Source organism: Microcystis sp. Msp_OC_L_20101000_S702 (genome assembly GCF_007095705.1).
In the GTDB taxonomy this organism is placed as follows: domain Bacteria; phylum Cyanobacteriota; class Cyanobacteriia; order Cyanobacteriales; family Microcystaceae; genus Microcystis; species Microcystis ichthyoblabe_A.
In genome coordinates, this window is sequence record NZ_SFBO01000035.1 from 1 (window position 1) to 13,790 (window position 13,790).

The window sequence follows — 13,790 nt, forward strand, 5'->3', positions numbered from 1 at the left end:
TCTTGTCCATTAAGAAATGTTACAAATTACATGGGTACATCAAGAAAAGTTAAGGGGCGTATCCATTGATGGATAAGGGTTTTCGGCTATTATAGTATATATGTATGGGGGAAGTTCAGTAATAAGTTAGACGATCAACAATGGGAAAAACAAATCAAATTTTAGCAAGAAGGAATTTTGAGCTTTTAAAAAGTGACTTAAACCATTCTTCTTTGTCTTTTAAAAAAGTTGGAGAATTTTGATCGGCAAGATTTGGTATTAATTATAGAACTTTAGCTTTTAAAGATGGTGAAGATTATATTTGGGTGTGGATAGGAAGTCATGAAAAATAGGAAAGATTATTAAAATAAAAGCGTTCGCCTCTTTATTGCCAAAATGTAGTTAAACAAAGTGCAACCCAACACCAACCAAATAAATTAATAATTGATCATCTTGGATCGCACTCAATCTACAGGAGATAGCCATTTTAAAACAGTATTTTCAATAGTTCATCTTTACTTAGATTAAAATGTAGAGCGACATCGCGCAAAATATTATTTAAAGTGCCTATTTTGACAGGATTATGAGCAGGAATAGTAATCTGATGTGTACCATTTTCAGAAGTAGTTAGTCTAATATGGCTACCCGTTTGACGACTCACTTCATAACCTAACTCAGACAATTTTTTGATTAAGTCATCACTGGATAAATCTCTGGGTAGCTTCATACCGCAAATACCTCATCCCTAACAATATGTAAACGAATAATTTTAGGGCGATTTTCCATATCATCATAATGACAATTAACGGCATCTTTTACCATTTCTCGTAAAGATTGTAAATCATCGGCTTCGGTAAAAATAGACTCGCCTAATGCCCTTGCTGTATATCCCCCTTCCGGTGCATCTTCCACTAAAAAAACTATTTCTGTCATATTTCCTTCTTTACTCTCTAAATTTTTGAAGTAATTTTAATTATAGTTTGTTTAGTTTTTTAGATAGCACTTTTTAAAGCTTACAAGATTAGCGTTCGCCGTTTATCAACCCTAATCGCCTCTTTATTGCCAAAATGTAGTTAAACAAAGTGCAACCCAACACCAACCAAATAAATTAATAGTTGATCATGTTGGGTTTCGTGCCTCAACCCAACCGACAAGATCGGCGATCGTACTAAAATCGGTTGACGATTGCGCTCTGTTGCCGGGGCATATTGACGTAAATCAGCACTACTCATCGTTTTTTTCTCAAACTAACCCATTATAGGCGACTACAAGAGCATATTCAGAATGTTTCGGGATAATAAGACTATTTGGTATGTTATCCAGAAATATTCTGGCTATATATCGGAAAATATACGGAAAGTTTCTTGCTATCACCCTCTATAGGGTGATTATCCCGAAAGTTTCGGCTTTTTGTCCTAAAGGAGTTGACCAGACGGAAAATGTCAGTATAATAAACAGTTAGACGCTTTAAGTTATCTGTGGGGGTAGTACCTAGAGATGGTTGGTAGAAATTCTGGGATGAATACTTTGGTAGAGACAAGTGGTAAGTAAACCCGCAAGACATAGCCAAAAAACTGAGCGCCTAGCTCGTTCTCTTCAGCCTAGAGATGTTTATAAGTGGCTTGTAACAGTTGGATATTTCCCTGAAGCCTACGTCCTGCCTCCATGTTTCCATGTGCAGAGACATCCAATTTATGGCAAGAGATATTGTCCAATCACACGGAAATATCAGCCTAAGATTTCTCAGTTATGTGAACTACATTTCCCAAAATCACATTTCACAGATAGAACTTTCAGTATCATTGATCCTGAAATTCATAACGATATCGCTCTTGAATTTGCTGAAAACTGGAATACAGTTCTGGATATCCTTTTTCATCCAGACAAATGTATCTATTCGTACAGTTTTCCAATTCCAGTTGATGCTTCTCATCTAGGAGCTTTAGGGAAACTGCGCTCTGGAAGAATGATATATGAATATATAGAGATGGCGGAGAATGATTTGGTTGAAGAAGCTTACAGATATAAATATTTGATTCGCACTGACATCAAAAACTTTTATCCTTCTGTTTATACACATAGCATTGCTTGGGCATTCCATACAAAATCAGTCATTAGAACAGGGAGTAATCGTTCTGACTCCAGTTTTCTGGGAAACAGATTGGACAAATTATTTCAAAATGCTAATGATGGTTGCACCAATGGTTTACCGATAGGTCCTGCTGTTTCCGATCTAATTAGTGAGGTTATCCTCTCTGCCATTGACTTAGAGGTTTCTCAAAAAGTCAGGAAATTAGAGGCTCTTGCTGTTCGATTCAAGGACGATTACTTGTTTTTGTGTAAGGGAAGGAATGATTGCCAGGATATCATAAAATGCTTGCAGAAAAATTTGAAGGAATATAATCTCCTTCCAAATGAAGATAAAACTGATATACGGGAATTGCCTGAAGGAATGTTTCGTGAATGGGCTTCAAAGTATTACCAAATTCGCCCAAATAAGGGAATAAAGCTCTCTTATAAAGAATTTAAAGAGCTTTATTTAGGTGTTCTTCGGATTGACAAGGAGAATCCTGGAACGGGAGTTATAGATCGTTTTATTGCAGACATAATGGATAAGCAGTATAGACCGCTTATCCCGGTAGATGCTGTTAGCTTGAATAAGTCTGTTAGCTTACTGCTTCTGCTTGCAGAACGTAGAGTAAAAACCTTCCCTAAGATTTTAGGGGTTATAGAAGCTATGATGGCTCAGTCGAACAACCAAGCTATCAGAGATTTAGTTGAGAAGCATCTAAAGTTGTTATTGCGAGAATTGATAAAAAACTGGGAAGATAACCGTTACTTGATTTCTTGGATACTATATTTCCTAAAAAGCAATGGCTTTCCAGTTCGCATAAGACAGCAGTTTAATCATCCTATTCTTGATTCAATCAAATCTAATAAAAATAGGATTTTTAATACTCGCTGTGACTTTAGTCTCTATAGATGTATTTCGTCTGCTAAAGCTGCTGGAAGCTTGTCCTACCATCTGGATGTCTTCAAACCCTAGAAATGAAAGTGAGGTAATACAACAATTCTCAAGAAAAGTTCTAATTCATGTCTTTACCAGCGTCTAACACTTCACGGCAGCAGACGGACGAAAGCTGCTGGTGCTAAGTTACAGGTTATCTGCCGCCGCTGCGTTATGCCGTTATACCGCTCATCTCTAGGTTGAGGCGCAGCCAAAATCTTATCTCTTGGCGATCGAGGTTAGATGGTATGACATCTTGAGCCAGCAGTGCTTTCAGGCATAACGGCAGCAGCGATTTACAATAGATCAAGAATTGATAGGAAAGGGCTGATGACGTTACAAGAAATCTAAAATCAGGCATTGCAATTGCCTACTGGCGATCGTTGGCAGTTGGTACAAGTTCTCCTAGACTCTCTGAAACGGGAAGCAAACCTCAAATCCAAGCGGGGAAACCTGTTGCGCTTGCGAGGTGTTTCTGAGATTTCGGCAGCTACAGGGGAAACTAACGCCCCAACCGATTATTTAACCTATCTGATCGAGAAGTATCAATAATGCGAGTTCTGATTGATACCAATGTCATTCTTGATTTTCTACAAGAACGAGAGCTATTTGTGGAAAACGCAGCAAGATTATTTGAGCGTATTGATGCTGGGGAAATTCAGGGATTTATCGCATCAACGACAATAACTAACATTAGTGGATAGGATGCACAAAATCAGCATTCAGGTCTTGATTCAGCAACGCCTTTGACACTGGCAATGATTTGTCCGATGTCTTGAGGAGTGGCACCTGTTGCCAACAGCGAGGGGATAAGCAATTCCAGTGAAACCGACGGATCGCCATTTTCAGCTTTGGCAATCCGAGGTTGACTAGAGCCGATTTTATTGGCCAGTTCACTTTGAGTCATTATCTTCTGCCGCTGACTTTTCAAACTTTTGCTAAGAGCTAGTTTGATTTCAACAAGGATAATCTCTTCGGGCGTTAACTCTAAAAAGTCGGAAACGGTTCCGATTTTCCAGCCTTTTGATTCCAAAAGCCCTTTTTTAGTCTCTTCCATCCTCTTATTCCTGCTGATCAGTATCGTATTTACTCAAGCGTTTCTTACAAACCTCAATTACACTTTTGGGTGTTGCTCTTGTTGTCTTATTAAACACCTCAATAATCAAGATTGCATCTTCATCAATTCGATAAATAATCCTCCAATTTTTATCGACGTCTCTAATGCGTAGCTCATGACAATGATAGCCTACACTTGGCATAGGACGCGAATGTGGCAAACCAAGGGGTTCGCCTTCCTGTAGTTGCCTGAGTAAGACACCTGCTTCGATCCGTGCTTCTAAACTGAAAGGTGGGGTCTTGATCTCACCATGCAGCCAAGCTAAAGGTTTGCTTTGATCAGCCATGATGTGTTTATATCATATCTGATGTACTAAAATATGGCAATCGCCTCACTACTATCTAACAATTCAAAGGTGGCGGAGCGACAAAATATGAACAGTGAACCTACTTTGAGCAACTCTCAAACTGATTGGTAATCATTAGAGGCGATATTGATAGCGATGTGTGAGATTATTCTTGAGATAATATAAGGTCGATGTCTGATAACTGATAATTGATCGCTGAATTTAACTTCTTAAAGAAACTTGGAACTGTTTAACTAAAGCTTCTCGCACTTTTGTCATTAAGGGTTCCACATCTTCATCGGTTAAAGTTCGATCGCCGGCACGATAGACTAAACTAAAGGCCAAACTACAATGATTTTCTGGCACATTCTGCCCCTGATAGCGATCGAATAATTCGACTTTTTCTAAAAGAGTTCCCCCAGCATTTTTGATAGTTTTTGTCAATCTATCTACGGGTATATCTGTGGAAACAAAGAAGGCGATATCTCGCGCCGCCCCCGGATAGGTAGAATAGACCTGTAAACGCGGGGTAATTTTGGCACTATCGCTAAGAGTTGCTAACAGGATCGGGAACTGGATTTCAAAGGCATAAACTGCCTCAATTAATCCCTTTTGCTGACGCAATTGCGGGTGTAGTTGACCGAATATACCTAGGCGTTGTTTGCCAATCCATAAAGATGCTGTTCGTCCGGGATGAAAACGCGCATCTTCGGCATCTTTTTCGTAGCTTACTGTCAGCGAAAGGCGATCAAATACTGCTTCTAAAATCCCTTTTGCTTCGTACCAAGTCATGGCCACCTCTTTACCCGATCGCAGCCAACGTCCGGCTGGGAAGAAATCACCGCCGAAAATACCGGCAATTGCATCGTATTCGTTGATATTATCCGATTCTAAGCGGAAAACTCGCCCGATCTCGAAGCCATTTAAGGAACCGTTACCCTGAGACTGATTATACTCAAACGCTTCGATTAAACCGTCTAGGAGATTAGTCCGCAAAGCAGAATACTCGACAAAAAGGGGATTAGCGAGGACAACTTCCGCTAATTCCGGTTTAACGAGGGAATACTGGACTAATTCCGTCAAACCCACTGCGCGAAAAGCTTCCCGCAGCCGACGCTGTATAGTTTCCTCAAAGGATAATCCTCCGGCTGCGGTTTTTGCTGGCAAAGTATCGACAAAGCGATCATATCCGTACAGTCGCGCCACTTCTTCAATTAAGTCAATTTCCCGTTCTAAATCCCGATAACGGTAGTCTGGCACTGTCACAGTCCACAGAACAGGATTTTTCGAGGTTAACTGCAATTCACAGCCTAAATTGCCTAAAATCCGTTCCACATCTTCGGCGAGAATTTCACCGATCGCACCATTATCTAGGGTAACTTGACCCAGTAGCTGCTGCAAACGTTCTAAACGCAATTCGATCGAACCACTGGACTGATCGGCACGATAATCAGCTTTAACCTGGCTGCTGACAGTTCCCCCAGCTAACTCTAGAATCAAATCGATCGCCCTTTGACAAGCATATTCCAAAGCGGCGGGATTAACACCGCGTTCATAGCGTCCGGAAGATTCGCTGCGTAAACCCTGCGCTTTTGAGGAACGACGGATGGCGATCGGATCGAATAAAGCCGACTCTAGCACAAGATTAACGGTTTTCTCGTTAACTTCCGTCTCTTGACCTCCCATCACCCCCGCTAAAGCTACCGGCTTATTATTGGCAGTAATTAACAAATTAAGCTCTTTTAAGCTTCTTTCCTGGCCATCAAGGGTAATGATTTTTTCCCCTTCCTCGGCAAAACGGACCCCAATAGTAACGGATTTACCTCCGGCAAAACTCTGTAAACGATCGCAATCGAAAGCGTGTAAGGGTTGTCCCCACTCCAAGAGGACATAATTAGTAATATCGACCACATTATTGATCGATCGCAGTCCGGCAGCCTGTAAACGCTGTTGCAACCATAGCGGAGACGGGCCAATTTTTACCCCCTCGATCACCGTACCAATATAGGCAGGACAGGCTTTATTTTCTGATATTTCCAGAGATAAATCTTTTTTATGGGAAAATTCTCGTAATTTGACTTTTGGTAGGCTTAATTCTCCTCCTGTCAAAGCCGCCACTTCCCGCGCGACTCCGATCATACTCAAAGCATCGGCGCGGTTAGCGGTGGGAGAAATATCTAAAATCACCTCATCGAGTCCTAAAAGGGGACGAACATCTGTACCTAAAGGGAGATTTTCCTGGCTAAAAATGTGGATTCCTTCAGAATCTTTAGTTAATCCTAATTCTGCGAGGGAACAGATCATCCCTTCCGATTTTACCCCGCGCAATTTAGCCGGTTTAATCGTTAAATTGATTTTTGGTAAATGAGTTCCCAAAGTAGCCACAGGAACTAGAATATCAGCCCTAGCATTGGGCGCACCACAGACAATTGTACTAAGATTTTCCTGGCCGATATCCACCTGACAGACACTTAGTTTATCTGCGTTGGGATGGGGTTGACGATCGATAATTTTACCAATAACCACACCCTTTGCCCATTCTCGGCGATCCTCGATCTCTTCCACTTCTATTCCCGCAATTGTCAATAATTCGGCTAATTCTTGGGGAGATTGGACAATTTTGACTAATTCTCGTAACCAGTTGATCGAAATCCGCATCGTTAATTCTTGCTTGCCGTTGGTTCTTAACTATTGTAAACGGTGGGTTGTCACCGCGACCGGGTTGACAGGAAAATGATTGCTACTCAAAAAAAGAGCCACAAATGAGTTATAATACGAGGGTTTTATCGTAAAAATTGCAAATTTTATCTTTGATCCTAGCTATTTCAGTTATTATCGGCAATATTGTAGGAGCCAGTAAAAATGACTCGGCTTTTTGACAGTTTACAAATCAGTGGTTATCGTGGTTTTGAACAAATAGAACTGTCTTCTCTAGGACAGGTGAACATTTTTGTCGGTAATAATAATTCTGGCAAAACTAGCATTCTCGAAGCTGTTTCAATTGTTTGTAATCCCCTCGATCCCTTTCAGTGGCTAGAAGTGGCCCAACGTCGATTATACTTAGGCAGAATATCTTTAATGCGACCGGATTTGGAAGCAATTAAATGGGTTTTCTTTCGTCAGAATAATCTTGCTAGTAACGCATCCTATCAAGGACAAATTTCGATCAAGTGTACTGGAAATTCACCGATTAAAAATCTAGCAGCTAATCTCACCGATATTTACGGTGCGAGCAACGAAAAAGACAACCCAGAAAAGTTCAATGATGATTCCACCAATTCGGAAACCGATCTGGTTATCAATGGGTTAGAATTAAGTGTTACCGCCCATATTTTAGAGCAAGGCAGTCTGTTTGGGACAGATAAGGAACAAGTATTTCAGTTTTGGGAAAAAGAGCGTTTTATTCAAAGGAAACGACAAAAAATACTGGTGGAAAATGCCACCATATTTCCTGCTTATTTGTCCTCGGAACCAATTCTAGATAGACTATCCAAAATCATCCTAAAGGAAGAAAATAACAAAGATGACATCCTAGATTTAATTCGGTTATTTGACGAGGAAATTACCGACATACAAATACTTTCACCCAACAATAAACCAACTCTTTATATAGAACATAAACAGCTTGGTTTTTCTCCTCTCTATGTGTTTGGTGACGGATTTAAAAGAACCTTAGTTATGGTGCTTAGTTTGTTGACAATTACCGATGGGGTACTTCTAATTGATGAAATCGAGACATCTATTCATATTTCTGCCTTAAGTCGTGTATTTTCTTGGTTAATTAATACCTGTAATCAAAGAAGAATTCAACTTTTTGTAACTACCCATAGTTTAGAAGCAGTTGATGCCATGCTACAGTCAGAAAAGTCCATAGAAAACGTGGTAGCTTTTCGGTTAAATTCTCCAAGGGAAAAACCTCAAAGATTTTCGGGCGATTTATTGCATAGATTGCGTTGGGAACGCGGGTTAGATGTGAGATAAAGATGGTGAGATACTGCTATATTGTTGTCGAAGGTCCCCAGGATGTCGAATTCCTAATTGGTTTACTTAAATTTTATGGCTTAAAGCGAGTTATTCATTTATCTTCATTGGATAAATTTTGGGAAACACTTATCCCGAAAGCTTATCCACTAGACGATGATTTAACCAAACGAGTACCAGTACCATCTTTTGTTCAAAATGAGCAATTATCAATCGCTTTACATAGTTCTATCGGCATTACACGCATAGCGCAAACCATCGAAGAAAGTCTCAGGTTCATTCAACCTTCACAGCTTTTTAGTGTGGGAATTTTTGCCGATGCTGATTACAGTGAAACACCTCAAGAAAGGTTCAATAAACTAATTGCTTGCTTATCATCTCTTGATTTGTCAAACTTACGAATGCCTCCCCTACTTGGCGAAGTTACCCGTTATTCTCCTCGCTGTGGGATTTTCATTGCTCCTAACAATCGTGAACAACGAACTTTAGAAGATATTCTTCTCGAATGTGCTAGGATAAATTATCCTGATTTACTCAATCTTTCTCAAACCTACATAGGAAGTATTGACAGGAATCAGTTAACTAAAAATGATCTCAAAGATATTGAGAAACCAGCAGGTGAAAAGAAAGCAATTATATCCAGTATTAGTAGTATATTAAGACCAGGTAAAACCCTACAAGTTTCCCTACAAGATAATCGATGGCTAGATAAGCAAACCCTAGAATTAGAGAGCATCAAGCTTATTAAAAATTTCCTTGAGCAAATTATTGGACTTTGAGAAAAAAAAGCTAATTGAATAGCTGCTATCGAAATTATCCCCATCTCCCCTAAAAACAAGCTATCCTAAAGATTGCCATCTCGTTGCGATTCTATCCGTGCCTTACTATTCCCAATATCCCGACGCTTTCACTCCCAGTTATCTGAGCGAACTACAAGGACAGATTCTCGCTTGTCCCCACTTCACAGTTAACAATTTAAATCGAGATTTCGTTAAAACCAAAGGTTTTTCCATCGCTTTTCGACGCACACAAATCAGCGAAGTCGAACGAATTTTTCCCTATTTTAAACCCTATCTTGATCGCAGTTTACAAGCTGACTGCAACGCTTTTTATCTTAACCCCTTACTCCTACAAACCGGTTCACGAGTCGATCCCCATATCGATCGCTCCCTGCGCTCCTATTGTAAAACGATCGATCCCCCGCTCCTAGTTAGCGTCCTTTATGTGCAGGTTCCTAGGGATATTCAAGGGGGGGAACTGGTACTAGCAAACCGTAATCGTTCCGTGGCCCAGATTCGTCCTTGTGCTAACACCCTGATCCTCTTTCAAGGAGATCTCACCCATTCAGTTAATCCCGTTAGCTGTTCTGGTATTCGTCTCAGTCTTGTCTGCGAACAATATCGCTTAGATGCGGAAGAATTGCGAGAGATTCCCGAAATGCAGATAGAATCGCGAACCATAAAACCAGAAAAGAAAAAAAAGAAAGATCGGGTCGTTGCTCTACAATAAAAGGACATTTTTGTAAAGATATTCTAGATGGTGATGCGCGAACCGATCGTCGAATTAAGGGGAGTGACTAAAGCTTTCGGCAAGAAAGTAATCTTAAATAACGTCGATCTCAAGGTGTACGAAGGGGAAGCGATCGGCGTGATCGGTCCATCGGGGACGGGAAAATCGACGATTTTGCGGTTAGTCGCCGGATTACTGGCCCCCGATCGGGGAGAAGTGTACATATACGGCACAAAACGCCAGAGAACCGTAGAACAGGGGGAAGATCCCCTCGGTGTCGGTCTAGTTTTCCAACAATCGGCCCTTTTTGACTCCCTCACTGTTGGGGAAAATGTCGGTTTTGCTCTCTATCGCAACTCAAAGCTAAAACGAGCCGAAATTCGCGATTTAGTGGAAGAAAAACTGAATTTAGTCGGTATGTCTGGTTCCTACGACCTCTATCCCTCTGAAATATCCGGAGGGATGCGAAAACGCGTCAGTTTAGCCAGAGCAATTATCAGCGATCCCTCGATCGCCGCCGATCGAGCGAACATTCTCCTTTACGATGAACCCACTGCCGGACTGGATCCAGTTGCTTCTACCCGCATCCAGACGGTAATTATGGAACTTCTCAAGGTAAAAAAAGCCTGTGGGGCCCATCTTATTGTCACCCACGTCCACAGCACCATCGAAAATACCACCGATCGCATCGTTTTTCTCTATAAAGGTCAATTTCAATGGGTTGGACCGACTCAAGAGGCTTATCACTCCGAAATCCCCGTACTCAAGCAATTTTTTACCGGCAGTATCGACGGACCAATTCAGTAAACTGCCAATTGAGGGAAGTGGGGTGTGGGGTGTAGGGTGTAGTTATTTATCCTCTTAGCGGCAAAATTAGCCTCTATTCTTCGTTTATTGGCATTAGGATGAAACTTTGAACAGATAGCACAAGCTTTAGAATTAGAGATCGAACAGGTTAGACAAGCAACTCAAAGGGAATAGGAAAAGTTCAAAGCGATCGCATTTTAATAATGGTTTCCCAATCTCGATCGCTATCAATCAACAGTAAATTATTCTCGGAACTTTGATAAATTAATATAATTTCTGGGGCCTATCTATTTAGCCGTCGAGGTGGCTACATTAGGACTATTGGGGTTAAGATCAATAGTCCGGGTTGCGGGAATAACGATTAAGTCTAAATCTTCCATTGGGATAGCACCAAGCAATACTTGATCCCCCATCACCAAAGCACCGACGAAACCGACGCGGTTTTTGAAACGAGTTTCGATCGGCCCAACGTAGGGAACCAGTTGACGGGAACCATCAGCTAAAATTACCTCTTTGCGATCGATTTCAGTTAATTTTAACTGAATTTGAATATGTGCAGGAATGCAGAGATGCAAGGCTCCCGTACCAGCCAAAGCTGCGGTTTCTAGAGGCGATAGGGAACGATCAACGGGGTTACTAAGTTGAATATTCATGATGACTTTTGTAAGGTTAAGGGTTAAGTCCAGTGTCCTGTTTCTTTTTACTACAAGGATTAGCTAAAATAGGTTAGTTGAGGTGCGTTACATTAACATTAACGCACCTTACGAGATCGGCGATCGCGGTTAGATTAGGATTGATTTCGATACATGACCTGGATACTTAAACTAGAGTTTGCTAAGGCTTGGGGAGTTACTAAGATTTCTATCTTCTGACCTAATGCTACTAGAAAGTCAAACATCTGCTCAAGAGAAAATTTTTGCAATCTGCCATTTTTTAAGTTAGAAATTTTCGCCTCGTCAATCCCCAAAATTTGACTGACCTCCTGCTCGCTTAATTCTTGTTCAGTAATCAGATCGTAAATCACTGAAGCCAGCTTGACTTTAGCGAGTTTTTCTTCTGCATTAGCAAAGCCTAAGTCTTCAAAAATGTTTCCCGAACTAATAGTATATTCTGTCATAATCATTTATCTCCTTTTTGTTATTTATTATTGCTCTTTTGCGATCTCCTGTGCTTTTTTTAGGCGTTCTTTGATTATGTTAACATTTTGTTTTGGTGTTTTAATCCCCGATTTTGATTTTTTCTGAAAGGCATGGAGAATAAAAATAGCATTGCTTAGTTTGATGGCATAAACTGTTCTATAGGTATCGGTTTGATAATCGCTGACTATTTCAAAAACACCATTAAAGCCCTTTAAGGCTTTGATGTTAGGATGATTCTGATTGTTCTGAACACGATAAAGAATATAGCCAACTTCATCAATAACCTCTTCAGGAAATTCTAATAGATCCTTTTTTGATGCTCCAATCCAGATAACAGTTTTCAGTTGTTTATCTACCATTTTTTTGAAAAAATGTGAAAAATACAAATAAGGAAATGAGCTTTGGGAGCATTCTTGTTAAAGATTAGGTCAGAGTAAGACAAGCAATTTTCTCCTTTTTTCCAGCCGATGTGATCGCCGAACTTTTTCCACACTTCACTATTATATTCTCTCGTGTCACGGAGACTCTCATAGATTTCTTTCTGGACGCTGAAGCCAAATTTGCCGTTACTGTAGTGCGGACAACATGAAGCGCTAAAGCGCAACTACGAACCTTAACTCAACCTACTGGACTGTTTCAGCTAAAATAGGGCAATAGATTTCGGCTTAAAGTCTTAGATTATAGAATTTCTGGAATTTTTCTAATACACCAAATTAGCTGAAACAATCCACTACAGATTATCCTAAATCCCTTGAGTAACCCACAGAAAACGGGTTTCTCCGAGAAACCCGTTTTCTACTCATGCTACCTCAATTTTCTCAAAAAAAAATCGACCCGCCGCTAGGCGGGAAAAAGAGAAAAAGGGTAAAAAGGGAAAAAAAGGGGAAAAGGATTACAGAGTCCTCCCAGCACCGCACACCACCCGAAAACCGTCGTAGAAGTTGAAGTCGCGGCGGTCGTAGCCGCAGCGGTAAGCGGAACGGCAGAGATTCGGATCGCTGTACCAAGAACCGCCCCGCAATAAAGAACGATTATCATTACCATTTTTTAGCCAAGCCCTGCCATCCTTTGGCGCATTCTCATAGCTACTATGCCAATTGTCTTCGCACCACTCCCAAACATTGCCACTCATGTCATAGAGTCCCCAAGCATTGGGCTTTTTCTGACCCACAGGATGAGTTGTCTTCTGAGAATTTCCGCTATACCAAGCGTAATCTCCTAACTGATTAGCATCATCACCGAAATAATAGCGAGTAGTGGTCCCCGCACGACAAGCATATTCCCATTCCGCTTCTGTGGGTAGGCGATAGGTTTTCCCGGTTATTTGACTCAATTTCTGACAAAAGGCTTGAGCGTCATTCCAACTAACATTTTCTACCGGATTTTGCGGATTATTTTTAAACCGAGAGGGATTGGGTCCCATTACCGCTTCATATTGTGCCCAGCAATTCTCATTTTGAAAAAAATCAGATAAAATTCTCTTATTTAAATAGAGAACTTGTGTAGAAGCATTATTTTTTGACAGATAATTATCATCCAACGCTGGAGATAGACAGGTTTTAAGAACTCTGTCCATGAAAAATCGATTTCAACTCATAAATTCAGATGAAATTCTCACAAAATTTTTAGTTTTTTTTATAAACAACTTTCTTTTTCTCCTTCAAGAGATGTGACATTCTCAACTAGAATTTACTTTTTTAAATGGGACATATTCGGTGAGAATAAATGAGAAAAACTCCGACCAATTCTTAAACCAAATAAATTTTAATAGGGTACGAATATCATTAAAGAAAGAAGTCCGAGTTACTAATAGCTCACGAATCTTTTGATAGGTGTAATTAACTAAATCCAAAACGGTATGAAATAAAAAAGCTAGTAAATTCAAAGACAATAAGAACTCGCACAAATGATTCTGACCATGACCAAAGTTATGCTCTAAATTATAACCGTGATTTTTAAGAACGT

Annotated in this window: 17 protein-coding genes and 2 pseudogenes; 7 read left to right on the top strand and 12 right to left on the bottom strand. The window is 40.4% G+C overall.

Going from position 1 to position 13,790, the window contains the following annotated elements; all coding sequences use genetic code 11:
• Positions 1 to 466 precede the first annotated feature (466 nt).
• Positions 467 to 706 carry a type II toxin-antitoxin system HicA family toxin gene (locus tag EWV60_RS03985; protein WP_149987888.1) on the bottom strand — a complete coding sequence of 80 codons (240 nt, stop codon included), beginning with the start codon at positions 704 to 706 and terminating at the stop codon, positions 467 to 469.
• Positions 703 to 912 carry a 2-oxoisovalerate dehydrogenase gene (locus EWV60_RS03990; RefSeq protein ID WP_149987889.1) on the bottom strand — a complete coding sequence of 70 codons (210 nt, stop codon included), beginning with the start codon at positions 910 to 912 and terminating at the stop codon, positions 703 to 705. The genes EWV60_RS03985 and EWV60_RS03990 overlap by 4 nt, the downstream gene beginning before the upstream one ends.
• A 607-nt stretch (positions 913 to 1,519) precedes the next feature.
• On the opposite strand from EWV60_RS03990, the gene EWV60_RS03995 reads away from it, so the two are divergent.
• The gene (locus EWV60_RS03995) at positions 1,520 to 3,025 is read left to right on the top strand and encodes an RNA-directed DNA polymerase (protein WP_149987890.1); all 1,506 of its coding nucleotides are present in this window, start codon (positions 1,520 to 1,522) and stop codon (positions 3,023 to 3,025) included.
• Between the two features lie 133 nt (positions 3,026 to 3,158).
• Here the strand turns inward: EWV60_RS03995 and EWV60_RS04000 are convergent, their stop codons facing one another.
• A complete protein-coding gene (locus tag EWV60_RS04000; RefSeq protein WP_172970549.1) occupies positions 3,159 to 3,347 on the bottom strand; it encodes a hypothetical protein in 189 nt (62 codons plus the stop codon).
• On the opposite strand from EWV60_RS04000, the gene EWV60_RS04005 reads away from it, so the two are divergent.
• Together EWV60_RS04005 and EWV60_RS04010 are read left to right on the top strand one after the other, a co-directional pair.
• A complete protein-coding gene (locus EWV60_RS04005; protein WP_286824968.1) occupies positions 3,347 to 3,538 on the top strand; it encodes a hypothetical protein in 192 nt (63 codons plus the stop codon). The genes EWV60_RS04000 and EWV60_RS04005 overlap by 1 nt on opposite strands.
• The gene (locus tag EWV60_RS04010) at positions 3,538 to 3,690 is read left to right on the top strand and encodes a PIN domain-containing protein (RefSeq protein WP_002763721.1); all 153 of its coding nucleotides are present in this window, start codon (positions 3,538 to 3,540) and stop codon (positions 3,688 to 3,690) included. The genes EWV60_RS04005 and EWV60_RS04010 overlap by 1 nt, the downstream gene beginning before the upstream one ends.
• A gap of 11 nt (positions 3,691 to 3,701) precedes the next feature.
• On the opposite strand, the gene EWV60_RS04015 is transcribed toward EWV60_RS04010, so the two are convergent.
• The 3 genes from EWV60_RS04015 to pheT all read right to left on the bottom strand — a co-directional run bounded on the left by EWV60_RS04015 (position 3,702) and on the right by pheT (position 7,047).
• Entirely contained in the window at positions 3,702 to 4,043 is a 342-nt protein-coding gene (locus EWV60_RS04015) for a helix-turn-helix domain-containing protein (RefSeq protein WP_002763718.1), read from the bottom strand.
• 4 nt (positions 4,044 to 4,047) lie between these two features.
• Positions 4,048 to 4,389, bottom strand: coding sequence for a type II toxin-antitoxin system RelE/ParE family toxin (locus EWV60_RS04020; RefSeq protein ID WP_190359360.1), 342 nt, complete (start codon positions 4,387 to 4,389; stop codon positions 4,048 to 4,050).
• Positions 4,390 to 4,611: 222 nt separating this feature from the next.
• Positions 4,612 to 7,047, bottom strand: coding sequence for a phenylalanine--tRNA ligase subunit beta (gene pheT, locus EWV60_RS04025; RefSeq protein WP_287231120.1), 2,436 nt, complete (start codon positions 7,045 to 7,047; stop codon positions 4,612 to 4,614).
• Positions 7,048 to 7,251: 204 nt separating this feature from the next.
• On the opposite strand from pheT, the gene EWV60_RS04030 reads away from it, so the two are divergent.
• The 4 genes from EWV60_RS04030 to EWV60_RS04045 all read left to right on the top strand — a co-directional run bounded on the left by EWV60_RS04030 (position 7,252) and on the right by EWV60_RS04045 (position 10,686).
• The gene (locus EWV60_RS04030) at positions 7,252 to 8,370 is read left to right on the top strand and encodes an AAA family ATPase (protein ID WP_287231123.1); all 1,119 of its coding nucleotides are present in this window, start codon (positions 7,252 to 7,254) and stop codon (positions 8,368 to 8,370) included.
• A 2-nt stretch (positions 8,371 to 8,372) separates the two neighbouring features.
• Positions 8,373 to 9,149, top strand: a complete 777-nt coding sequence (locus EWV60_RS04035) for a DUF3226 domain-containing protein (protein WP_002776946.1) — start codon at positions 8,373 to 8,375, stop codon at positions 9,147 to 9,149.
• A 97-nt stretch (positions 9,150 to 9,246) separates the two neighbouring features.
• Positions 9,247 to 9,879, top strand: coding sequence for a 2OG-Fe(II) oxygenase (locus EWV60_RS04040; RefSeq protein WP_002754083.1), 633 nt, complete (start codon positions 9,247 to 9,249; stop codon positions 9,877 to 9,879).
• 27 nt (positions 9,880 to 9,906) lie between these two features.
• Complete coding sequence (locus EWV60_RS04045) at positions 9,907 to 10,686, top strand: ABC transporter ATP-binding protein (RefSeq protein WP_002754085.1); 780 nt, start codon at positions 9,907 to 9,909, stop codon at positions 10,684 to 10,686.
• Between the two features lie 287 nt (positions 10,687 to 10,973).
• On the opposite strand, the gene EWV60_RS04050 is transcribed toward EWV60_RS04045, so the two are convergent.
• From EWV60_RS04050 to EWV60_RS04075, 6 genes and pseudogenes are all read right to left on the bottom strand, one after another.
• A complete protein-coding gene (locus EWV60_RS04050; RefSeq protein WP_002776958.1) occupies positions 10,974 to 11,339 on the bottom strand; it encodes a pepsin/retropepsin-like aspartic protease family protein in 366 nt (121 codons plus the stop codon).
• A 134-nt stretch (positions 11,340 to 11,473) separates the two neighbouring features.
• Complete coding sequence (locus tag EWV60_RS04055; protein WP_002737427.1) at positions 11,474 to 11,803, bottom strand: helix-turn-helix domain-containing protein; 330 nt, start codon at positions 11,801 to 11,803, stop codon at positions 11,474 to 11,476.
• 27 nt (positions 11,804 to 11,830) lie between these two features.
• Positions 11,831 to 12,184, bottom strand: a complete 354-nt coding sequence (locus EWV60_RS04060; protein ID WP_002776961.1) for a type II toxin-antitoxin system RelE/ParE family toxin — start codon at positions 12,182 to 12,184, stop codon at positions 11,831 to 11,833.
• Positions 12,178 to 12,429 (bottom strand): GUN4 domain-containing protein, encoded by a 252-nt coding sequence (locus EWV60_RS04065; protein ID WP_080600705.1) that lies wholly within the window; start codon positions 12,427 to 12,429, stop codon positions 12,178 to 12,180. Before EWV60_RS04065 ends, EWV60_RS04060 begins: the two co-directional genes overlap by 7 nt.
• A 288-nt stretch (positions 12,430 to 12,717) precedes the next feature.
• A pseudogene (locus EWV60_RS04070) lies at positions 12,718 to 13,266 on the bottom strand (formylglycine-generating enzyme family protein); the annotation flags it as partial.
• A 323-nt stretch (positions 13,267 to 13,589) separates the two neighbouring features.
• Positions 13,590 to 13,790 (bottom strand): annotated as a pseudogene (locus EWV60_RS04075) (ISNCY family transposase); the annotation flags it as partial.